Source organism: Microbacterium sp. X-17 (assembly GCF_039615055.1).
The window spans coordinates 774036-794292 of record NZ_JBDHNI010000001.1 but is presented as its reverse complement, the minus strand read 5'-3'; the positions used below and the strand labels follow the sequence as shown (position 1 = coordinate 794292).

The window sequence follows — 20257 nt, the reverse complement described above, 5'->3', positions numbered from 1 at the left end:
TGTGGGCAAATTGTGGGCAAGAACGAGAATCCGCGACTTCTAATGTTACGAAAAAGGGTCACGACCAGGGGTTTTGCTGAATCACAAGAGTGCCCCTGGAGGGACTCGAACCCCCAACCTTCTCCTTAGGACGGAGCAGCTCTTCCATTGAGCTACAGAGGCCAGTCCTTCCAGACTACCGGAGGCCGTGGTGGCGTCGCGTCACGCCGCCACGCCCAGGTAGTCCTGCCAGTCCGCTTGGCCGCCCTCCACGCCGCGGACCACCCAGGAGCTGTCGTGCGGGGCGCGCGGGGTGAGTTTCAGTGTCCAGCCCATCTCGGCCGGGGTGCGGTCGCCTTTGACGTTGTTGCAGCGGAGGCAGCAGGCGACCAGGTTCTCCCAGCTGTCGGCGCCGCCGCGGGAGCGTGGGAGGACGTGGTCGATCGTCGTCGCCGTCTTGCCGCAGTAGCCGCAGCGGTGAGCATCGCGTCGCAGCACACCGCGGCGGGAGACCGGCACCTGGCGGCCGTGCGGGATGCGCACGTACCGCGTCAGCAGGATCACCGACGGGCGGTCGTAGCGGCCGGAGATGCTCCAGACCGGGTGGGCCGGGTCGCTCGACAGCACGGTGGCCTTCTGATTCATCACCAGGACGATGGCGCGCTTGAAGGAGACGACCGCGAGGGGCTCGTAGCCGGCGTTGAGGACCAGGGTCTTCATCTGAGTCCTTTCGGGTGGACGGGGCGAACGGGTGCCAGGGAAACAAAAAGGGCACTGTCCGAACGGACAGCGCCCTGGAAGACGGCGGCATGGTGGCGGCAGGCCACATGGTGGAGGTGGCAGGCCTCGAAATGGTGGCGGCAGGCGAGGAAGTCGCGGTGGCGCGGCAGCAGCTCGCGCTCGGCGCTGAGGCCGCGACCCACCCCGGTGGTCACCCTCGGTGACCGCACGGTGGTCGACTCGGCCATCGGAAGCTCCGATCTGCACGGCTGCCTGGCAGTTGCGCCAGGGCATCAGAGTAACGCAGAAATGGCGCGCCACCTATTCGTGGCGCGCCATCGCTGGTGCGTGACCCGCAGAGTTCACCGCGGGTTCGGCTGTCAGATACCGAGCCGGACGACGTAGTAGTCGCTGGTCCAGATCGGGCGGATCGAGATCGAGCGGCCCGAGTCGGGGGCGTCCATGATGTTGCCGTTGCCGGCGTAGAAGCCGATGTGGCCGGGCATCACGATGAGGTCGCCGGGCTGGGCGTCGTTGATCGAGATCTTGGTGCCGCGGGCGGCCTCCCCCGACACCGAGTGCGGGAGGGAGATGCCGAACTGGGCGTAGACGTACATGACGTAGCCGGAGCAGTCGAAGCCGCTCGGGCTGGAGCCGCCGTAGACGTACGGGGTGCCGATGTACTGCTTCGCCACCGAGAACACCTGCGCGAGGCTGAAGCTCGGGTACGGCGGGTTGGCCAGGAAGTCGGAGACGGACGGGCCGGAGTAGCTGGCGTAGTTCGCGAGCGAGACCGCGGCGCGCTGGCGGGCGGCCTCGGCGGCTGCGGTCGCCGCGGCTGCGGCCTTCTGCGCGTCGAGCTGCTGCTGGCTGGTCGCGGTGGCGGCGTCGCGGCTGACGGCGGAGGCGCTGACGCCCTGGCCGACGGCGACGGACTGCGCCTGCGCCTTCTTCATGCTGTCGGCGGCGCTCGGGCCGAAGCTCGCGGAGTCCGCGCCGTTCGGGTTGAACGCGAACGCGGGGAGCGACATCGTCGCGATGATGCCGGTCGCCACGGTCATGACGCCGACGTTGAGGATCCAGCCGCCCTTGCGCTTCGCTGCGGGCTTGCCGGAGTCCTTCGCGGCCGGGGCGGGAGCCTTGGCGACAGCCGTGGGGGCGGCTGCGACCGGCGCCTTCGCCGTGCGGAGCGACCGCCTGGAGACGAGGTGGGATCCGGGAGCGGACGTCGACGACGTCGGTGAAGCAGTGGTTTCCGGGTCCTGAGGGGTCCGGTCCTGGGCAGGATCGGGCGTACCAGAGTGTGCCAAAGTGCAACCTCCTGCGCTCCAGCAGCACTAGGGAGCTGCTCCCGTCCGATGCGATCGGCATTCGGTTCACCGGCCGGGAGACGGGCTTCAGGGGGGTTGGAGCGTCCCGGTCGGGGTCCTATTGGGCCGGCTTCTGGCCCGTTCGAACTCGTAAGAGACTACGGGACCACCCGGCGTTTGTCACTTCGTTTGGCGCACTTTTTAACGAAACGGTAACGGAACTCAAGCGTCGACGAAGATGTGCGCGGCGAGTTCGTTCGGGAGTTCGAGGCCGGCCTCGAAGCCCTCGATCTGCACGGTGACGTACGAGCCTGCCGCAGCGAAAGTGCCGGTCGAGCCCGGAAACACCCCGGCCTGCTTGAGCTGGAGGAGCAGCTCGGGGTCGACCTGCGCCGGCTCGCCCAGCCGGCGGATCCTGGCAGTCACCTCCGAATCGGGGCCGCGGACGGCGTCGACCAGGTTGACCAGGTTCTCGGTGGAGGCCGCGTCGGGCGCGCCCAGCTCGGCGAGCCCGGGGATGGGGTTGCCGTACGGCGACTCCGTCGGGTGGCCGAGCATGGTGATGAGCTTGCGCTCGACCTGCTCGCTCATGACGTGCTCCCAGCGGCACGCCTCCTCGTGGACGTACTCCCACTCCAGCTCGATCACGTCGCTGAGCAGGCGCTCGGCGAGGCGGTGCTTGCGCATGACGTGCACGGCCTTCCGGCGGCCGTCGTCGGTGAGCTCCAGGTGCCGGTCGCCGGAGACGACGACGAGCCCGTCGCGCTCCATCCGGCCCACGGTCTGCGAGACGGTCGGGCCCGAGTGGCCGAGACGCTCGGAGATGCGCGCGCGCAGCGGGACGATGTTGTCCTCCTCCAGCTCCAGGATGGTGCGAAGGTACATCTCTGTCGTGTCGATCAGGTCGGTCATGAACCCCTCCGTGCAGGCCGCGCGATTCTGCGGATACGAGCCTACTTGCTGCAGGTGACGCCGAGGTGACGGCACCCCGCCGTCAGCCGCCGTCACAGACCCGTCCGACCCGTTCAACAGCCAATACACTTCAGTTATGCCGGACGTGACCATTCCCTCTGACCTCCTGCCCGCCGACGGACGATTCGGCTGCGGCCCGTCCAAGGTCCGCCCGGAGCAGGTCGCCTACCTGGCCGGGCCCGGCGCGGAGCTGCTCGGCACCTCCCACCGCCAGGCGCCCGTCAAGGACCTGGTCGGGCGCGTGCGCTCCGGGCTCGGCGAGCTGTTCCGCCTCCCGGACGGCTACGAGGTCGTCCTCGGCAACGGCGGCTCCAGCGCGTTCTGGGACGCCGCGGCGTTCTCGCTCATCGAGGAGCGCAGCCAGAACCTGGTCTTCGGCGAGTTCGGCGGCAAGTTCGCCAAGGCGGCGACGACCCCGTGGCTGCAGGCGCCGCACGTGATCGAGGCTCCTGCCGGCTCCCGGGCTGAGGCGGAGGCCGTCGAAGGCGTCGATGTCTACGCCTGGACGCACAACGAGACCTCGACCGGCGTGATGGCGCCGGTGAAGCGCGTGCACGGCGACGACGGCGCGCTGACCGTGATCGACGCGACCAGCGCGGCGGGCGGCGCCGATTTCGACGTCTCCGAGACGGACGTCTACTACTTCGCGCCGCAGAAGAACTTCGCCTCGGACGGCGGCCTCTGGCTCGCGCTGTTCTCCCCCGCCGCCGTCGAGCGCGTCGAGCGGATCGCCGCGAGCGGCCGCTACATCCCGGAGTTCCTCAGCATCAAGAACGCGATCGACAACTCGCGCCTCAACCAGACGCTGAACACCCCGGCGGTCGCGACGCTCGCACTGCTGGAGAATCAGCTCCAGTGGATGAACGGCAACGGCGGGCTCGCCTGGGCCGACGCCCGCACGAAGGAGTCGTCCAGCGCGCTCTACACGTGGGCGGAGGGCGTCGAGTACGCGACCCCGTTCGTCGCCGACCCGGCGCACCGCTCGCAGGTGGTCGTCACGATCGACTTCGACGACCGGATCGACGCGGCGGCGGTCGCCAAGACGCTCCGCGCGAACGGCGTCGTGGACACCGAGCCGTACCGCAAGCTGGGCCGCAACCAGCTGCGCGTCGCGACGTTCACGGCCATCGAGCCGGACGACGTGCGCGCGCTGATCGGCTGCGTCGAGTACGTCGTCGAGCGGCTGGGCTGAGCCGGACGCAACACCGAGGAAGAAGGGACGGACCGATCGTGCGACTGTGGCTGCGCGACGACGAGCGCCGTCCCGACCCGGTGCCCGTGCCGACGGACGACCGCAGGGCGGTACTCGTCGGCATCGGGCTCTGGGTGCTCGCGCTGATCCCGACGCTCGTCTTCGCCGGACCGATCACCGCCGCCGGGGGCGGCTGGTGGATCTGGACGGTGGTCGTCGGGATCGCGCTAGGCCTGCTCGGGTTCGCCTACCTCAGCGTCACCCGCGCCCGCAGGCGCCGGTGAGTCGCTGACGGGTTCGGCGTCGTCCGCGTCGTCTTCGGCGTCGTCGGACTCGGCGCTGTCGTCAGCGAGCGCCGCCGCCTCCTCCGTCGCGAGGTCGAGCTCGGTGTCGACGTCGGTGTCCTCGTCGAACGCCACGTCGACCGAGTCGATGTCGACGCCGTCGAGGTCGTCGTCGGCGTGGAGGTCGTGGACGTCGCGGTCGTCGTCCGCGTCCTCATCGGCCTCGGACTCGTCGGAGTCCTCGTCGTACTCGTACTCGTCCTCGTCCTCATAGTCGTCGGCGTCGTCCTCGACCGGGGCGTCGTCGCCCTCGGCTCCGGCCGCCTCGGCCTCGGCGGCGAGCGCCTCCTGTGCGGCCTGGTACTCGGCGAGACGCTCCGACCACGGCACCCAGTCCGGCGCGAGGAGGGCGTTCTCGCCGGGCATCAGCTCTGCCTCCAGCACCGTCGGCTCGGTGTCGCCGTCGGCGCGTCCGACCGTGACGGTCCAGTGCCAGCCCGGGTAGCCGGCGAGCACCGCGGCGAACAGCAGCGAGACCGCGCCGGTGGGCTCCACGATGTGTCCGATGGGCTCGCCGATCGTGCTCTCCGGGGTGATCTCGGCGAGGCCTGCCCTGGCGAGCGGGAGCGCGGACAGGAGGTCGGCGACCTCGGCCTCGCTCAGCTCGATGACCGTCGGCTCGGGGACCTCGCCGTCCGACTCGGCCGGCTCAGAGTCGGCCGGCTCGACGGAGAGCTCAGCCTCGCCCGTCGTCGGCTCCTGCGCCGTCGGCTCCTCCGTGCTCGGATCCTCGGTGCTCTGGTCCTCCGTGCTCCGGTCCTCAGGCATCCAGGTCGTCCGCAACCCGGCGCAGCACCGCCGCGATCTTGGCGCCGTGCGCCTTGTCGGGGTACTTGCCGCGGCGCAGGTTGGCGCCGATGCCGTCGAGCAGCTTCACGAGGTCCTCGACGATGATCGCCATGTCGTCGGCCGACTTGCGCTTCATCTTGACCAGGCTCGGAGGGGCCTCCAGCACGCGCACCGACAGGGCCTGCGCGCCGCGCTTGCCGTCGGCGATGCCGAACTCGAGCCGCGACCCCGCCTTCACGACGGCGCCGGCGGGCAGCGCCGAGGCGTGCAGGAAGACCTCCTGGCCGTCATCGGTGGCGATGAAGCCGAAGCCCTTCTCCTCGTCGTAGAACTTGACCTTGCCGGTTGGCATGGGAACCTCACTTCACATGGGGGATCGAATGACCAACCTCAATTATCCTTGATTTCGTGACCCAGCAGACCCCACCGCCCGCATCCCGGCTCCAGCGCGTCCTCTCCTATATCGCCGCGGCGCTCGTGATCGTCTCGCTGCTGTGCATCGCAGCGATCCTGATCGGGTCCGCGGTCGGCGGGATGCCGCAGCAGAACGAAGGTCAGGGACTGTGGCCGGCGGTCATCGTCTTCCCGCTCCTCGCGTTCCCGATCGCCTTCGTGCTGGTCATCGTCGTCATCGTCTCCAGCAGCCGCCAGCGCCGCCGGGCGGCGAAGGCCGCCGCAGGGCCCAAGGACCGACGCTGACCTCCCGCTCCGGACCGCCGCGATGACGACGACGCTCGCTCTGGCGGCGCGGCTCCGCGCGCTGCCGGACGACGAGCTCGCCTCGCTGCTGAGGGCGCGTCCGGTGCGCCGCGTCGGCGTCTCCGACTTCTTCGACCTGGCCGAGGCGCTGCTCGACCCCGACTCCGTGCAGCGGGCGCTGGCCCCGCTCGACCGGCTGCGCCTCGCCACCCTCGCGGTGCTCGGCGAGGTGGACGGCGCCCTGACCGTCGAGGGGATCGCCACCCGGCTCGGCCGGCATCCCGCGACGGCCGGCACGACGACGGACGCCGTCCGGGTCACCGTCGGCGCGCTCGCGGCTCTCGCGCTGCTGCACCCCACGGACGACGGCGCCGCGGCCTACGACGCCGTCACCGCGCGGCTCGCCACCTGGCCGGCGCTCGGCCTCCCCCGGCCGGCGGCGCTGCTCGACACCGCGCCTCCCGCTGTCCCCGAGCCGCTCACGCCCGCCGAGCTGGCCGCGTCCGACCGGCTCGCCGCCGAGCGCGCGTTCGAGGCGGTCGCCGGCGTGTCCGAGCTGCTGACCGAGCTCGGCCGGGAGGGCGCGCGCGAGCTCCAGAAGGGCGGCCTCGCACTCCCGGCCGCCAAGCGCCTCGCGGACGCGCTGGCGGTCGACGCCGCCGTCGTCCCCGTCGCGCTCTCCGTCGCCGCCCGGGCCGGGCTGGCCGCGGTCGCGGACGGGCTCTGGCTGCCGACCGCCGAGGTCGCGGCCTGGCAGCACGCCACGACAGCGGACCGCTGGCGCGACCTCGCCCGAGCATGGCTCGACGGCCTCCCCGGCGACGTCCGTGCACTGCTCACGTCGCGCAGCCGGACGCCGTGGGGCGAGTCGCTGCGCGCCCACCTCGCCTGGCTGCACCCTGCTGCGGTCGCCGAGACCGAGCAGCGGGTCGACCATTACGTGCGGGAGGCCGAGTGGTTGGGCGTCACCGCCGGCCGGTCCCCGTCCGGCGCGGGAGCCGTGCTCCTGGAGGTCGGGCCCGCGGAGGCCGCAGCGGCCATGGTCGCGCACTTCCCCGCCGAGGTGTCGCAGGTCTACCTGCAGCACGATTTGACGGTCATCTCGCCTGGCCCGCTCGCGCCCGACGTGGAGGCCCGGCTGCGCACGATGGCGGACCTGGAGAGCCGGGCGCTGGCCTCCACCTTCCGGTTCTCGGCGGGCTCCATCGACCGCGCGGTGACCGCGGGCGAGACGGCCGCGAGCATCCACGACTTCCTCGCGGCGGTCTCGCTCACCGGCGTGCCGCAGCCGCTGGACTACCTGATCGCCGACGCCGTCGAGCGCCACGGCCGGGTGCGGGTGCGCGATGCCGCGTCGGGCACGGAGGGGAAGGCCGAGGTGCAGTCCGAGGACGCCACGCTGCTCGGCACGATCGCGGTCGACCAGTCGCTGTCGTCGCTGCGCCTGCTGCGGGCCGACGAGCGCACGCTGGTCAGCCGGTTCCCGCGCGACGTCGTGTACTGGGCGCTCAGCGACGCACGCTACCCGGTGGTCGCCGAGGACGCCTCCGGGGCACTGGTGACCCCGCAGCGCCGGAGGATCGCGGAGCGGACCGCGGCCGCCGCGACGCGCGATCCCGCGGCCGAACTCGTCGCCCGACTCCGCTCCGCGGACGCCGCCGAGGAGGACACCGGGGAGCAGTGGCTCGCCCGCCAGCTCGACCAGGCGGTCCGCGCGCGGCAGACCGTGGTCGTGCAGGTCGCGATGCCGGACGGCCGGCTGGTCGACTACCTCCTGGAGCCGACCGGCATCGGTGGAGGACGCCTGCGCGGGCGCGACCGGGCCGCGGACATCGAGCGGACCCTGCCCCTCTCCAGCGTCAAGGGGCTGCGCAGCGTAGACTGAGCGGTCATGTCCGATGGCCCCCTGATCGTCCAGAGCGACCGCACCGTCCTCCTCGAAGTCGCGCATCCCGCGGCCGAGGACGCCCGTCACGACCTCGCCGTCTTCGCCGAGCTGGAGCGCGCGCCCGAGCACATCCACACCTACCGCATCACGCGGCTCGGCCTGTGGAACGCCCGCGCCGCCGGTCACACCGCCGAGGATATGCTCGGGACGCTGGAGACGTACTCCAAGTTCCCGATCCCGCAGACGGTGACAGTGGACGTGTCCGAGACCGTCGCCCGCTACGGCCGGCTGGTCATCGAGCGTGACGACGAGGGCGCCCTGGTGCTGCGCTCCTCCGACCGGGCCGTGCTGCTGGAGGTCGCGACCGCCAAGCGCATCGCCCCGCTGCTGCTGGAGCGCCGCGACGAGACGACGTTCGCCGTGGAGGCCTGGGCGCGCGGCCAGCTCAAGCAGGAGCTGGTCAAGCTCGGCTGGCCGGCGGAGGACCTGGCCGGCTACACCCCGGGCACCCCACACCCGATCGACCTGGACGAGAGCGGCTGGGCGCTGCGCGACTACCAGCGCAAGGCCGTGAGCAACTTCTTCGACGGCGGCTCGGGCGTCGTCGTGCTCCCCTGCGGCGCGGGCAAGACCCTGGTCGGCGCCGGCGCGATGGCCACCGCCAAGACCACCACGCTCATCCTGGTGACCAACACCGTGTCGGCGCGGCAGTGGCGGGACGAGCTGCTCAAGCGCACCTCCCTCACCGCGGAGGAGATCGGCGAGTACTCGGGCCAGGTCAAGGAGGTCAAGCCGGTCACGATCGCGACCTACCAGATCCTGACCGCCAAGCGGAAGGGCGAGTACGCCCACCTGGCGCTGCTCGACGCGCTGGACTGGGGCCTGGTCGTCTACGACGAGGTGCACCTGCTGCCCGCGCCGGTGTTCAAGCTGACGGCCGAGCTGCAGGCGCGCCGCCGACTGGGCCTGACCGCGACGCTGGTGCGCGAGGACGGCCGGGAGGGCGACGTGTTCAGCCTGATCGGACCGAAGCGCTTCGACGCGCCGTGGAAGGAGATCGAGTCGCAGGGCTTCATCTCCCCCGCCGCCTGCTTCGAGGTGCGGATCGACCTGCCGGCCTCCGACCGGCTGAGCTACGCCGCGGCGGCGGACGACGAGCGCTACCGGCTGGCGGCCACTGCGCCGGCGAAGCTGGAGGTCGTGCAGCAGCTCGTGGACAGGCACGCCGGCGAGCGCATCCTCGTGATCGGGCAGTACCTCGACCAGATCGACGAGCTCGCGGAGGCGCTCGGCGCGCCCCAGCTCACGGGCGCGACGCCGGTGGACGAGCGCGAGCGGCTGTACCAAGAGTTCCGCGACGGGACGACCCCGGTGCTCGTGGTCAGCAAGGTCGCGAACTTCTCGGTCGACCTCCCGGAGGCGACGGTCGCCATCCAGGTCTCCGGCTCGTACGGCTCGCGACAGGAGGAGGCCCAGCGCCTCGGCCGGCTGCTGCGCCCGAAGCAGTCGGGGCTGTCGGCGAACTTCTACACGCTGGTCTCGCGGGACACGGTGGATCAGGACTTCGCGCAGAACCGGCAGCGGTTCCTCGCGGAGCAGGGGTACTCGTACACGATCCTCGACGCGCACGCGCTCGCGGCGGCGTAAATCGAGCACGACATTCGGCACGAATGGCGACTTTCGCGACGCCATTCGCGCCATTCGGCACGAATGTCGCGGCGGTCAGACGCCGGGGTCGGTCGCGAGGCGGGCGAGGGTGCGGCGGGAGGGCGCGTCGTCGGGGGTGTCGCGCACGGTGATGAGCGCCTTCCAGAGAGCCCAGGCGCGCGCCCGCTGCTCGGTCGCCGCGTCCAGGCCGATCGCGTCGAGGAAGGCGCGCCGGGCGTCGCCGTCGAACATCGTCCAGGCCGGGACGAGATCGCAGGCCAGGTCGCCGACGCCGGAGGTGCCGAAGTCGATGACTGCGGAGAGCCGCCCGTTCCGGACGAGGAGGTTACCGGGGGCCGCGTCGCCGTGCAGCCAGACGCCCGGCGGCTCCCACTCCGACGCCTCCGCGGCGTCCCAGATCCGTCGCGCCAGCCGCGGGTCCAGGTCCGGTGCGCCGGCGGCCATCGCGGCGAGCGCCTCCTCCCGGTAGACCCCGGGCGGGGCGCCGCGGTGGAAGTTGTGGCTCCCGGCCGCCGGGCCGCCGCCCGCGTCCACACTTCGGAGCGCCGTGAGGAAGGCGCCGAGCTCGGCCGCCAGCGCGACGACGTCCACGTCGTCCACCAGTCCGAGCGGCGTGCCGGGCAGCCACCGGTAGATCGACCAGGCGAACGGATAGCCGTCGGCCGGCGCCCCCAGCGCGACCGGCTGCGGTATCGGGAGCGGGAGCAGCGGCGCGAGGCGCGGCAGCCACTCGTGCTCCTTCGCGACCTGCTCGACGTAGCCGCGCGCACTGGGGAGGCGCACGCTGAGCTCCTCGCCGAGCCGGAAGGTGCGGTTGTCCCAGCCGCTCAGCTCCACGTCCCGCACCGGCAGCGAGCGGTACGCGGGGAACTGGGCGTCGACCAGCCGCCGGACCAGCGCCGCGTCGACGGGCACGCGATCGGTCACGCGCGCTTCACGTACCGCAGCAGCAGCGTGTCGCCCGACTGGAGCACGTGGGCGAGCCGCATCCCCACCGGGAGGATGGGCGCCGCCCCGGCCGAGATGCGGGAGGCGACCCCGGCCTCCAGCGTCGCGGCGACCGTCAGGCACAGCTCGTCCACGACCCCGGCCGCGATGAGGTCGCCGAACAGGTGCGGTCCGCCCTCGCAGTGGATGCGGCCCAGCCCGCGCTCGACCAGGCCCGCCCGCAGCAGGGCGGGCTCGACGCGCTCCTCGCCGCAGACCACGACGTCGGCCACCTCGGCGAGCGCCTCCCGGGTGTCGCGCCGGGCGAGCTCGGTCGTGACGACGATCGGACGCTCCGGCGCGTCCCGGAAGATCGGGCTCGCCGGGTCGAGGTCGAGGCTCGCCGAGACGATCGCGAAGACCGGGTGCGCGCTCATCCCGGCGTCGCGGCGCGCCCGCTGGGAGACCTCGTCCACGCGCATGGCGCCGTAGCCCTCCGCGCGCACCGTGCCCGCGCCGACCAGCACCACGTCGCAGAGCCGGCGCAGGATGTCGAACACCCGGTGGTCGGCGTCGTCGGACAGGCCGCCGGAGAGACCCTGCCGGGTGGCGGCGCCGTCGATGCTCGACACGAAGTTCACGCGCAGCCACGGGTTCCCCGCGCCCTCGGAGTACAGCTCCGCGATGCGCCGGTCGCCGATCCCCTCCTCCGCAGGGAGCGGGGAGATCCGGTCGATCACGGCCTCACTCATTGACGTCCCCCAGGTTGTGCTTCAGGTAGGCCGGCTCGCGCAGCCCCAGGATGGCCTCCGTCATCCGCGCCGCGGCCACCGACCCCGCCACGTCGTGCATGCGGATGATCCGCGCTCCGTTGACGATCGCGACGACCGCGGCGGCGATCGAGCCGTCCCGGCGCTCCGAGCGCGGGGCGTCCAGGGTCTCGCCGATGAAGTCCTTGTTCGAGACCGCCGCGAGGGTGGGATAGCCGAGGTCGGCGATCTCGGAGAGCCGGCGGGTGAGCTCCAGCGAGTGCAGCGTGTTCTTGTTCAGGTCGTGCCCCGGGTCGAGGACGATGCGCTCCTCGGGGACCCCGGCCGCGGCCGCGCGCTCGACGCGCTCCAGGAGGAAATCCGCGACCTCCCGCGCGATGTCGTCGTACGCCGGCCGCGCGTAGACGGTGCGCGGCGCGGCGAGGCTGTGGGTGAGCACGAGGGTCGCCTCGCTGTCCGCGACGACCCGGGCGAGGTCGGGATCGCTGAGCCCGGTGGTGTCGTTGACGACCGTCGCGCCGGCCGCGATCGCTCTGGCCGCCACCGACGCGTGGAAGGTGTCGACCGAGATCACGACGTCCGACCCGGCGCGCAGCTCCGCGACGACAGGCACGACCCGGTCTGCCTCCTCGTCGGGCGGGATCGCCTCGCCCGGCGCGAACGGGGCGCCGCCGATGTCCACCCAGTCCGCCCCGGCCGCGACGGCGTCGAAGGAGGCGGCGACCGCGGCGTCGAGGGCGAACGTGCGGCCCTGGTCGAAGAAGGAGTCCGGCGTGCGGTTCACCACGGCCATCACGGCGACGCGGCGGGAGAAGTCGAACGTGCGCGCGCCGATGGTGCGCACGGGGACGCGGAGCGGGGGCAGATACATCGCGGTGCGGGTCTCAGAGCTCGGCAAGGTCCACGCTCTCGTCGGTGAGCCGGTCGGGGTCGACGGCCTCCCGGCCGCGGATCAGGCGCTGGATGTGCTCCTGCACGTCCCACGCGTTCACGTTCATCCCGCCGACCACGCGGTCCTCGCGCAGCCAGAAGGCGATGAACTCGCGCGCCGCCACGTCGCCGCGGAAGACGACGCGCGCGCCGGAGGCCAGGGGTGCGTAGCCGGAGTACTCCATGCCCAGATCGTATTGGTCGGAGTAGAAGTACGGGATGTCGTCGTAGCTCGCGTCCTCCCCCGCGATGGCCTTCGCCGCGACGGTCCCGCCCGCGATGGCGTTGGCCCAGTGCTCGTTGCGGAGCCGCTGCCCGATCGCCGGCAGCAGTGGGTTCGCCACGTCCCCGACGGCGTAGACGTCCTCCACCGCGGTGCGCATCGCCTCGTCGGTGGGGATGCCGTTGTCGAGCGCGACGCCGGACTGCTCGGCCACTTGCGTGTTCGGGGCGGCCCCGATTCCCGCGACCACCACGTCGGCCGGGATGCGCTCGCCCGTCGCCAGGACGACCACCTGCTCGTCGCCGCCCTCCACCGCCGACACCTGCGCCGCATTGCGGAAGACCACGCCGTGGTCGCGGTGCAGCCGCTCGAACACGCCACCGAGCTCCGGCCCGATCGCGGGAGCGAGCGGCACGTGCGCGCGCCCGACCACCGTCACCTCGTTGCCGTAGCCGCGGGCCGCGGCGGCGACCTCCATCCCGATCCAGCCCGAGCCCACGACGACGACGCGCCGCGAGCCGACCTCCAGGGCCGCCCGGAGCCACTGCGAGTCCTCGATGGTTCTCAGAGAGAAGACGGCGCCGTGACCGCTGCCGGGAACGCCGAGCGGGCGGGCGTGGGAGCCGGTGGCCAGCACCAGGCTGTCGTAGGTGATCCGGGCGCCGCCGGCGACGAACAGCTCGTGGGCCACCGGGTCGAACGAGCCGGCCGTGGTCCCCGGGAGGAACTCCACGTCGTTCTCCACGTACCAGTCCGCGGGCTGCACGTACGCGTCGTCCAGGTCGGAGTCGCCCTTCAGATACTCCTTGGAGAGCGGCGGACGGATGTAGGGATGGTGCTCCTCCGCGCCGAGCAGCATGATGCGGCCCGCGAAGCCGCGGGACCTCAGCTCGGCGGCGGTCGTCGCACCGGCGAGACCGGCTCCGACGATGACCACAGTGGGATTGGACATAGTGCTCCGATCGCTGGTCTCCTCAGCATCCACTGTTCACACTGCCTGCGCCAGCCCCTTACACTCACCGCGCACCGTCTGCTCACAGGCAGAATTCAGCGGACGCGCAGATACTGTTTCGCATGAACGCAGGACCCCGCATTCTCATCGTCGACGACGAGCCGAACATCCGCGATCTCCTCACCACCAGCCTCCGTTTCGCCGGCTTCGCCGTGCGCGCGGTCGGCAACGGAGCCCAGGCGATCTCCGCGGTCCTCGAAGAGGAGCCAGACCTCATCATCCTCGACGTCATGCTCCCGGACATGAACGGGTTCGGCGTCACCAAACGGCTCCGCGGCGCCGGCTACACCGCGCCCATCCTGTTCCTCACCGCCAAGGACGACACCGAGGACAAGATCACCGGCCTCACGGTCGGCGGCGACGACTACGTCACCAAGCCGTTCAGCCTCGACGAGATCGTCGCCCGCATCAAGGCCATCCTGCGCCGCACGATGCAGGCCGACGAGGACGCCGTCATCCGCGCCGGCGAGCTCACGATGGACCAGGACACCCACGAGGTCTACGTGGGCGACACCCCCATCGAGCTCAGCCCGACCGAGTTCAAGCTGCTGCGCTACCTGATGCTCAACCCCAACCGCGTGCTGTCGAAGGCGCAGATCCTCGACCACGTCTGGGAGTACGACTTCAACGGCGACGCGGGAATCGTGGAGTCCTACATCTCGTACCTGCGCCGCAAGGTGGACGCGCACTCCAGCGAGCCGCTCATCCAGACCAAGCGCGGCTTCGGTTACATGCTCAAGGCCGCGAAGGCGTGACCGGGGCTCACACCCTCGGCTCAGCACCGTCTGCATAGACTGGCGGCCTGATGCACTCACGCCTGCTCGACCGCTGGAACGCGATCTCCCTCCGGACCAAGATCACCGGGGTGACCGTGCTCATGCTGACGCTCGGGCTGCTGGTGACCGGCATCGGGACGATGTCGATGCTGAAGCCGGTGCTGATCGACCAGCTCGACGCGCAGCTCTCGGCGGCGTCGGGGGCCACGTACGTCAACACGTACCTGTTCGGCTCGTCGTCGGACAAGGACAAGATCGCGACCGACTCCAGCCCGTCCGACTACTTCGCGGCGCTGTACGACGCCAGCGGCAACCTGGTCAAGACGAACTGGAGCAACATCCCGTTCGCCCACCGGCCGGCCATCCCCGAGAAGCTCAGCCTGACGGACGCCAAGGCGCTGGGCCCGGGCGGGGTCACCATCCTCAGCAACGACGGGCACACGGCCTACCGGGCGCTCGTCACGACGCAGACGTTCGCCCAGACGGGTGAGCTCGCGACCGCGATCGTCGCCACGACGACGAGTCAGATCGACACCGTGATGGCGAGCTTCCTGGCGATCTTTCTCGGCTTCGGCGTCATCGTCATCATCGTCGGCGCCGGCCTCACCCGGATGCTGGTGACGACGACGTTCTCCCCGCTGCGGGAGGTCGAGCAGACCGCCGCGGCCATCGCCGACGGCGACTTCAGCCAGCGCCTCGGCGGCGCGACCCCGAACACCGAGGTCGGCCGGCTCAACCGCTCGCTCAACACGATGCTGAACCGCATCGACCGGGCCTTCAACGACCGCGCCCGCACGATCGACCAGATGCGACGGTTCGTCGGCGACGCCTCCCACGAGCTGCGGACCCCGTTGGTGTCGGTGCGCGGCTACGCCGAGCTGTACCGGATGGGCGCGCTGCAGACGCCGGAGGACGTCGCCCAGGCGATGGAGCGAATCGAGAAGGAGGCCATCCGCATGGGTCTCCTGGTCGAGGACCTGCTGGAGCTGGCGCGTCTCGACGAGACGAAGCCCCTCGACCTCCACCCGGTCGACCTCGTGCGCATCGCGCAGGACGCCGCGATGGACGCGATGGCCGGCGCCCCCGGCCGCCGGGTGACCGTGCTGACGCCCGCACCGGTGCCGGCGCCGGTGGAGGCCGACCCGGCCGAGCCCGGACTCGACACCGTGCCGATGGCCCTCCCGGAGGACCTGACCCGCCCGCCGGGCGCCACCGGTCCGATCGCCTTCGCCGGCTCTGCGCTGGCCCGGCTGCGCCGCAGCAACCGCGGACGCCGGGGCACCACGGGCACGATCGCGGTCTCGACCGCCGAGAAGGTCGTCCTCGCCGCTCCCCCGGCCGAGCCTGCGATCGTGATGGCGGAGGAGAACAAGCTCCGCCAGGTCGTCACCAACCTGATGGGCAACGCCCTCCGCTACACCCCGGAGGACAGCCCGATCGAGATCGCGGTGCAGGTCGACCACCGCGCCGACCGCGCCGTGCTCGAAGTGCGCGACCACGGAGACGGCATCCCGCCGCAGATCCGCGACAAGATCTTCCAGCGCTTCTGGCGCGCCGACACCTCCCGCGCCCGCGAGACGGGCGGCAGCGGCCTGGGCCTGGCGATCGTCTCCTCGATCGTGGCGGCGCACCACGGCACCGTGGAGGTCGTGGAGACCGACGGCGGCGGCGCGACCTTCCGGGTGTCGCTGCCGCTGGTCGACCCGAGCCGGGCGACGGAGGCTCCGCGCACGGGTCTCTGACCCGCGGGCCGACTCAGAGCCGGCCGGCCACCCACCCGACGACGGAGGCCGCCTGGTCGTCGGAGCCGGACACCGACGCGAACTGGATCCAGGCGTCCCCGACCAGGGCGTCCACCACCGTCTCGGCGGGCGCCGACGCGGACGCGTCGGTGTGGCGGACGAGCGTGGCGAGCTCCGAGCTGCCGACCTGGATCGTGCCGCCGCTCGCGTCGGGGTCCCGGCCCACGACGAGGCCGTGATAGGTCGCGTACGCGGCGGACCCGCCCCGGAGGACGGAGACGGTGCCGATGAGCGAGGAGTCCCCGCTGCCCGACCGGTACGCGCAGACCGTCACCCGCGGATCGGCGACGAGCGCGTTCGGCAGTCCGAAGGTCGCGGCCGGCGCGACGACGGCGACCGAGGCGGGGCCGTAGATTCCGGCGACGGCCTTCAGCCAGGCGGCGTCGCCGCAGGACAGCGGCGTCACCGGTGCAGGCGTCGTGGCGCGGGCGTCGATCGCGGCGACGGTCGGGACGAACGACTGGACGAGCGCGTGGAACGCCTTCTCGTCGATGATGGAGGTGCTGCTCATGGCGACGACCGCCAACCAGGAGCCGCCGACCAGCACGTTCGTGTGGCAGGTGCTCCCCGCTCCGGACGTCGCCCGGCCGCAGTCGCCGCCCCGGGACTCGCCGCCGTCGTAGTGCGCGCCCATCGCCGAGGTCTGCGCGTACTGCTGGGCCTGCCACTGCCAGTTCGCCGTCACGCGCGGCAGGAGCTGCACGGAGAGCAGGTGGACCGCCGCCGTGGTGGCCGCGGGAGACGCGGCCGGGTCGTCTCCCCAGCGGCACCAGCCGCCGCCCGCCGCCTGGGCGCCGAAGGGCCCGCGCCCGGCCGGCGTCGTGAGCGCGTCCGCCGGGGTCGTCGCCAGTGGCGCGGAGCCGCCGAGCAGGGCCTCGACCGCGGGCGTCGCGGTGAAGGCGGCGCAGTCCAGGGGCGGCGCGACGTCAACCGCGGGCGCGGAGGTCGGCTGCGGGCTTGTCGGGGGTGAGCCCGGCAGACCGAGCGCCTGGCATCCCGAGAGGCAGAGCAGCGCGGCCGCCAGCCCGGCGAGAGCCGCCGCCCCGGACCACCGTCTCGCCGCCCTGTTCGCCACCCGCTCAGCCTCCGCCCGATCGTGACGACGATAACAGCGAAGAGGGCGCCTCCCGCGAACGGGAGACGCCCTCTAGAGCGTGTCGGACGGACTCAGAAGTCCATGCCGGCGCCCGGGTCGCCGACCGGCGCCGGGTTCTTCTCGGGCTTGTCGGCGACGACGGCCTCGGTGGTGAGGAACAGGCCCGCGATGGACGCGGCGTTCTGCAGCGCCGAGCGGGTGACCTTCACCGGGTCGTTGATGCCGGAGGCCAGCATGTCGACGTACTCGCCGGTCGCGGCGTTGAGGCCGTGACCCACGGGGAGCTCGCGCACCTTGGCGACCACGACGCCGGCCTCGAGGCCCGCGTTGATGGCGATCTGCTTCAGCGGCGCCTCGATGGCGACCTTGACGATGTTCGCGCCGGTGGCCTCGTCGCCCGCGAGCGACAGCTTCTCGAACGCGGTCTTGCCGGCCTGGATGAGGGCCACGCCACCACCGGCGACGATGCCCTCCTCGACGGCGGCCTTCGCGTTGCGGACGGCGTCCTCGATGCGGTGCTTGCGCTCCTTGAGCTCGACCTCGGTGGCCGCGCCCGCCTTGATGACGGCGACGCCGCCGGCGAGCTTCGCGAGACGCTCCTGGAGCTTCTCACGGTCGTAGTCCGAGTCGGTGTTCTCGATCTCGCCACGGATCTGGGCCACGCGGCCGGCGATGGCGTCGGGGTCGCCCGCGCCCTCGACGATGGTGGTCTCGTCCTTGGTGATGACGACCTTGCGGGCCTGGCCGAGCAGGTCGAGGGTGACGTTCTCGAGCTTGAGACCGACCTCCTCGGAGATGACCTGGCCGCCGGTGAGGATCGCGATGTCCTGCAGCATGGCCTTGCGGCGGTCGCCGAAGCCCGGGGCCTTGACGGCGACGGACTTGAAGATGCCGCGGATCTTGTTGACGATCAGGGTGGCCAGGGCCTCCCCGTCGACGTCCTCGGCGATGATGAGGAGCTGCTTGTTGGCCTGGATGACCTTGTCGACGATCGGGAGCAGGTCCTTGATCGAGGAGATCTTCTGGTTGGCGATGAGGATGTAGGTGTCCTCGAACACCGCCTCCTGGCGGTCCTGGTCGGTGACGAAGTACTGCGACAGGAAGCCCTTGTCGAAGCGCATGCCCTCGGTCAGCTCCAGCTCGGTGCCGAAGGTGTTCGACTCCTCGACGGTGACGACGCCCTCCTTACCGACCTTGTCGATGGCCTCGGCGATGATCTCGCCGATGGTGGTGTCGCCGGCGGAGATGGACGCGGTGGCGGCGATCTCGGCCTTGGTCTCGACCTCCTTGGCGCTGGCGACGAGCTCGTCGGTGACGGCCGCGACGGCCTTCTCGATGCCGCGCTTCAGCGTGATGGGGTCGGCGCCGGCGGCCACGTTGCGGAGGCCCTCCTTGACGAGCGCCTGAGCGAGGACGGTCGCGGTGGTGGTGCCGTCGCCCGCGACGTCGTCGGTCTTCTTGGCGACCTCCTTGACGAGCTCCGCGCCGATCTTCTCGTACGGGTCGTCGAGCTCGATCTCCTTCGCGATGGAGACGCCGTCGTTCGTGATGGTGGGGGCGCCCCACTTCTTCTCGAGGACGACGTTGCGACCGCGCGGGCCAAGCGTCACCTTGACGGTGTCGGCCAGGATGTTGAGGCCGCGCTCGAGGCCGCGACGGGCGTCCTCGTCGAAAGCAATGATCTTTGCCATGTGTTTCTCGTCCCTCCCGGACGTCTGCGAAAGATTCGGTGTGTTAGCACTCGATCAGGCGGAGTGCTAAAGCGATTCTGGCACTCGCGCCACGGGAGTGCAAGGCGACCTGTGCGCCGACGGCGGACACAGACAAAGGAGCGCCGCCCCGAAGGGCGGCGCTCCTCTTATATGGTCTTTGCCGATCGCTGCGTACTACAGCGGACGCACCGACTCGGCCTGCGGGCCCTTGTTGCCCGAGCCGACCTCGAACTGCACCTGCTGGCCCTCTTCGAGAACCTTGTAGCCGTTCATGTCGATCGCGGAGTAATGAACGAAAACGTCCTGTCCCCCACCCTCGACGGTGATGAATCCGTAGCCCTTTTCAGCGTTGAACCACTTCACGGTCCCGTTCGCCATGCATTACTCCCATTGCTGTGTCGCTCGCGTGGTCCAGCGCCGCGCGTTGACTCCCGATCCTAATGCTTGCAATAGCCGTTTCCGCCAGTCTTTTGGCCAATCCGTTACCAAATCGGCCGAAAGTTAAACACGCGTGAAACAAAGGGATGAGCGCGCGTACACGCGCGGAACGACGCCGGTGTCAGCCCTTGTAGTCGCTGCCGACGACCACGGTCAGGTCGGCGCCGCTGGCCGCGAAGTCCTGCGTGAGCGCGATGGTCGCGCCGGGCAGCGACTGCGCCACCCCGAGCGCCGCCGCCTGGTTCTTGGGGTCGGAGTAGTACACGATCGTCTGCGTCAGGTCCTGCTTGTCGGCGTTCGCGACGGCGCCGACCTTCCAGCCCGCCTTCGTCAGGGTGTCGCCGACCTTGCCCCCGAGGCCCGAGGTCGTGGTGCCGTTCAGCACGTTCACCGTCAGCGACGGGTCGACGGTCGGGACGATCGTCGGCGTGGGCGTCGCGGTCGGCGTCGGGGTCCCGGTCGGGGAGTTCGTGGAGCCGTGGAAGGAGATGGAGCCGCTCACCAGCGAGAGCCCGAAGATCCCCGCCGCCACGAGGACGACGACGGCGAGCGCGGCCCAGCCGACCGCGATCCAGCCGCGGCCCTTCGGGCGGGGAGCCCGGTGCGCACCGACGCGCTGCAGACCGTCCGGGATGTCGTCGAACCGGTCTCTCGGGTACTTCTCTGCCATCTACAGGTATTTCCTCGCGGTGTCAGTCGCCGGACGGGAGTGTCCGGGATCGCCGTGCTGCCAGCCGGGTCTCGCGCAGCCGGAGCAGGCGCTTGACGAGCATCGGGTCGTGCTTGAGCGCCTCCGGCCGGTCGATCAGCGCTCCGAGGAGTTGATAGTACCGGGCGGCGGAGAGACCGAACTCCTCGCGGATGGCCTGCTCCTTGGCGCCGGCATGCCGCCACCACTGACGCTCGAACGCGAGGATGGCCGCCTCACGGTCGGTCAGGCCGGTCGCGTCCGGCGCGGGGATCCGGTGGTCCGCAGCCTCCGCCACGTGCACCGCCTCCCCTCACCGTCT

22 protein-coding genes and 1 tRNA gene are annotated in these 20257 nt (G+C 71.3%); 7 read left to right on the top strand and 16 right to left on the bottom strand.

Annotated elements, in window-relative coordinates; all coding sequences use genetic code 11:
* Nucleotides 1-90: 90 nt before the first annotated feature.
* The 5 genes from ABCS02_RS03900 to ABCS02_RS03880 form a co-directional block, all read right to left on the bottom strand.
* Nucleotides 91-162: transfer RNA gene (locus ABCS02_RS03900), tRNA-Arg, on the bottom strand.
* Between the two features lie 39 nt (nt 163-201).
* Entirely contained in the window at nt 202-699 is a 498-nt protein-coding gene (locus tag ABCS02_RS03895; RefSeq protein ID WP_345834283.1) for an HNH endonuclease, read from the bottom strand.
* Nucleotides 696-947, bottom strand: a complete 252-nt coding sequence (locus tag ABCS02_RS03890; protein ID WP_345834282.1) for a hypothetical protein — start codon at nt 945-947, stop codon at nt 696-698. The genes ABCS02_RS03895 and ABCS02_RS03890 overlap by 4 nt, the downstream gene beginning before the upstream one ends.
* 132 nt (nt 948-1079) lie before the next feature.
* A complete protein-coding gene (locus ABCS02_RS03885) occupies nt 1080-2009 on the bottom strand; it encodes a C40 family peptidase (protein ID WP_345834281.1) in 930 nt (309 codons plus the stop codon).
* A 222-nt stretch (nt 2010-2231) separates the two neighbouring features.
* Nucleotides 2232-2921 carry a metal-dependent transcriptional regulator gene (locus ABCS02_RS03880; RefSeq protein WP_345834280.1) on the bottom strand — a complete coding sequence of 230 codons (690 nt, stop codon included), beginning with the start codon at nt 2919-2921 and terminating at the stop codon, nt 2232-2234.
* 136 nt (nt 2922-3057) lie between these two features.
* Here ABCS02_RS03880 and serC point away from each other — a divergent pair, with 136 nt between their 5' ends.
* On the top strand, nt 3058-4173 hold the full coding sequence (gene serC / locus ABCS02_RS03875) for a phosphoserine transaminase (RefSeq protein ID WP_345834279.1): 1116 nt from the start codon (nt 3058-3060) through the stop codon (nt 4171-4173).
* Nucleotides 4174-4211: 38 nt separating this feature from the next.
* Nucleotides 4212-4457, top strand: a complete 246-nt coding sequence (locus ABCS02_RS03870; RefSeq protein WP_185276708.1) for a DUF2530 domain-containing protein — start codon at nt 4212-4214, stop codon at nt 4455-4457.
* On the opposite strand, the gene ABCS02_RS03865 is transcribed toward ABCS02_RS03870, so the two are convergent.
* Nucleotides 4401-5285 carry a DUF3027 domain-containing protein gene (locus ABCS02_RS03865; RefSeq protein WP_345834278.1) on the bottom strand — a complete coding sequence of 295 codons (885 nt, stop codon included), beginning with the start codon at nt 5283-5285 and terminating at the stop codon, nt 4401-4403. The genes ABCS02_RS03870 and ABCS02_RS03865 overlap by 57 nt on opposite strands.
* Entirely contained in the window at nt 5278-5658 is a 381-nt protein-coding gene (locus ABCS02_RS03860; protein WP_185276707.1) for a cold shock domain-containing protein, read from the bottom strand. The genes ABCS02_RS03865 and ABCS02_RS03860 overlap by 8 nt, the downstream gene beginning before the upstream one ends.
* 56 nt (nt 5659-5714) lie before the next feature.
* Between ABCS02_RS03860 and ABCS02_RS03855 the strand changes: the two genes are divergently transcribed.
* Genes ABCS02_RS03855 through ABCS02_RS03845 form a run of 3 tightly spaced genes read left to right on the top strand, consistent with a single transcriptional unit; the run spans nt 5715 to nt 9540 of the window.
* Nucleotides 5715-6005 carry a hypothetical protein gene (locus ABCS02_RS03855; RefSeq protein WP_345834277.1) on the top strand — a complete coding sequence of 97 codons (291 nt, stop codon included), beginning with the start codon at nt 5715-5717 and terminating at the stop codon, nt 6003-6005.
* 22 nt (nt 6006-6027) lie between these two features.
* Nucleotides 6028-7890, top strand: coding sequence for a helicase-associated domain-containing protein (locus tag ABCS02_RS03850; RefSeq protein WP_345834276.1), 1863 nt, complete (start codon nt 6028-6030; stop codon nt 7888-7890).
* A 6-nt stretch (nt 7891-7896) separates the two neighbouring features.
* On the top strand, nt 7897-9540 hold the full coding sequence (locus ABCS02_RS03845) for a DNA repair helicase XPB (RefSeq protein ID WP_345834275.1): 1644 nt from the start codon (nt 7897-7899) through the stop codon (nt 9538-9540).
* 75 nt (nt 9541-9615) lie between these two features.
* Here the strand turns inward: ABCS02_RS03845 and ABCS02_RS03840 are convergent, their stop codons facing one another.
* Genes ABCS02_RS03840 through ABCS02_RS03825 form a run of 4 tightly spaced genes read right to left on the bottom strand, consistent with a single transcriptional unit; the run spans nt 9616 to nt 13363 of the window.
* A complete protein-coding gene (locus ABCS02_RS03840; RefSeq protein ID WP_345834274.1) occupies nt 9616-10488 on the bottom strand; it encodes an aminoglycoside phosphotransferase family protein in 873 nt (290 codons plus the stop codon).
* Entirely contained in the window at nt 10485-11240 is a 756-nt protein-coding gene (locus ABCS02_RS03835) for a pyrimidine reductase family protein (RefSeq protein ID WP_345834273.1), read from the bottom strand. Before ABCS02_RS03835 ends, ABCS02_RS03840 begins: the two co-directional genes overlap by 4 nt.
* Complete coding sequence (gene folP / locus ABCS02_RS03830) at nt 11233-12129, bottom strand: dihydropteroate synthase (protein WP_345834272.1); 897 nt, start codon at nt 12127-12129, stop codon at nt 11233-11235. The genes ABCS02_RS03835 and folP overlap by 8 nt, the downstream gene beginning before the upstream one ends.
* Nucleotides 12130-12142: 13 nt before the next feature.
* The gene (locus tag ABCS02_RS03825; RefSeq protein WP_345834271.1) at nt 12143-13363 is read right to left on the bottom strand and encodes an FAD-dependent oxidoreductase; all 1221 of its coding nucleotides are present in this window, start codon (nt 13361-13363) and stop codon (nt 12143-12145) included.
* 122 nt (nt 13364-13485) lie between these two features.
* Between ABCS02_RS03825 and ABCS02_RS03820 the strand changes: the two genes are divergently transcribed.
* Both ABCS02_RS03820 and ABCS02_RS03815 read left to right on the top strand, forming a co-directional pair.
* The gene (locus ABCS02_RS03820) at nt 13486-14178 is read left to right on the top strand and encodes a response regulator transcription factor (RefSeq protein WP_179605211.1); all 693 of its coding nucleotides are present in this window, start codon (nt 13486-13488) and stop codon (nt 14176-14178) included.
* Between the two features lie 50 nt (nt 14179-14228).
* A complete protein-coding gene (locus tag ABCS02_RS03815; RefSeq protein WP_345834270.1) occupies nt 14229-15941 on the top strand; it encodes an ATP-binding protein in 1713 nt (570 codons plus the stop codon).
* A 13-nt stretch (nt 15942-15954) separates the two neighbouring features.
* Here ABCS02_RS03815 and ABCS02_RS03810 read toward each other — a convergent pair whose 3' ends face one another.
* The 5 genes from ABCS02_RS03810 to ABCS02_RS03790 all read right to left on the bottom strand — a co-directional run bounded on the left by ABCS02_RS03810 (nt 15955) and on the right by ABCS02_RS03790 (nt 20233).
* Nucleotides 15955-17076 (bottom strand): hypothetical protein, encoded by a 1122-nt coding sequence (locus ABCS02_RS03810; RefSeq protein WP_345834269.1) that lies wholly within the window; start codon nt 17074-17076, stop codon nt 15955-15957.
* Nucleotides 17077-17168: 92 nt separating this feature from the next.
* Nucleotides 17169-18788 (bottom strand): chaperonin GroEL, encoded by a 1620-nt coding sequence (groL, locus tag ABCS02_RS03805; protein WP_345834268.1) that lies wholly within the window; start codon nt 18786-18788, stop codon nt 17169-17171.
* Between the two features lie 195 nt (nt 18789-18983).
* Nucleotides 18984-19187, bottom strand: coding sequence for a cold-shock protein (locus ABCS02_RS03800; RefSeq protein WP_055914585.1), 204 nt, complete (start codon nt 19185-19187; stop codon nt 18984-18986).
* 181 nt (nt 19188-19368) lie between these two features.
* A complete protein-coding gene (locus ABCS02_RS03795; RefSeq protein WP_345834267.1) occupies nt 19369-19917 on the bottom strand; it encodes a LytR C-terminal domain-containing protein in 549 nt (182 codons plus the stop codon).
* Nucleotides 19918-19939: 22 nt separating this feature from the next.
* Complete coding sequence (locus tag ABCS02_RS03790) at nt 19940-20233, bottom strand: DUF3263 domain-containing protein (RefSeq protein ID WP_343063490.1); 294 nt, start codon at nt 20231-20233, stop codon at nt 19940-19942.
* Between the last annotated feature and the right edge of the window lie 24 nt (nt 20234-20257).

Coding starts and splice junctions, on each gene's coding strand:
- ABCS02_RS03895 (WP_345834283.1), bottom strand. CDS start 699: ATGAAGACCCTGGTCCTCAACGCCGGCTACGAGCCCCTCGCGGTCGTC.
- ABCS02_RS03890 (WP_345834282.1), bottom strand. CDS start 947: ATGGCCGAGTCGACCACCGTGCGGTCACCGAGGGTGACCACCGGGGTG.
- ABCS02_RS03880 (WP_345834280.1), bottom strand. CDS start 2,921: ATGACCGACCTGATCGACACGACAGAGATGTACCTTCGCACCATCCTG.
- serC (WP_345834279.1), top strand. CDS start 3,058: ATGCCGGACGTGACCATTCCCTCTGACCTCCTGCCCGCCGACGGACGA.
- ABCS02_RS03865 (WP_345834278.1), bottom strand. CDS start 5,285: ATGCCTGAGGACCGGAGCACGGAGGACCAGAGCACCGAGGATCCGAGC.
- ABCS02_RS03860 (WP_185276707.1), bottom strand. CDS start 5,658: ATGCCAACCGGCAAGGTCAAGTTCTACGACGAGGAGAAGGGCTTCGGC.
- ABCS02_RS03850 (WP_345834276.1), top strand. CDS start 6,028: ATGACGACGACGCTCGCTCTGGCGGCGCGGCTCCGCGCGCTGCCGGAC.
- ABCS02_RS03845 (WP_345834275.1), top strand. CDS start 7,897: ATGTCCGATGGCCCCCTGATCGTCCAGAGCGACCGCACCGTCCTCCTC.
- ABCS02_RS03835 (WP_345834273.1), bottom strand. CDS start 11,240: ATGAGTGAGGCCGTGATCGACCGGATCTCCCCGCTCCCTGCGGAGGAG.
- folP (WP_345834272.1), bottom strand. CDS start 12,129: ATGTATCTGCCCCCGCTCCGCGTCCCCGTGCGCACCATCGGCGCGCGC.
- ABCS02_RS03825 (WP_345834271.1), bottom strand. CDS start 13,363: ATGTCCAATCCCACTGTGGTCATCGTCGGAGCCGGTCTCGCCGGTGCG.
- ABCS02_RS03820 (WP_179605211.1), top strand. CDS start 13,486: ATGAACGCAGGACCCCGCATTCTCATCGTCGACGACGAGCCGAACATC.
- ABCS02_RS03815 (WP_345834270.1), top strand. CDS start 14,229: ATGCACTCACGCCTGCTCGACCGCTGGAACGCGATCTCCCTCCGGACC.
- groL (WP_345834268.1), bottom strand. CDS start 18,788: ATGGCAAAGATCATTGCTTTCGACGAGGACGCCCGTCGCGGCCTCGAG.
- ABCS02_RS03800 (WP_055914585.1), bottom strand. CDS start 19,187: ATGGCGAACGGGACCGTGAAGTGGTTCAACGCTGAAAAGGGCTACGGA.
- ABCS02_RS03795 (WP_345834267.1), bottom strand. CDS start 19,917: ATGGCAGAGAAGTACCCGAGAGACCGGTTCGACGACATCCCGGACGGT.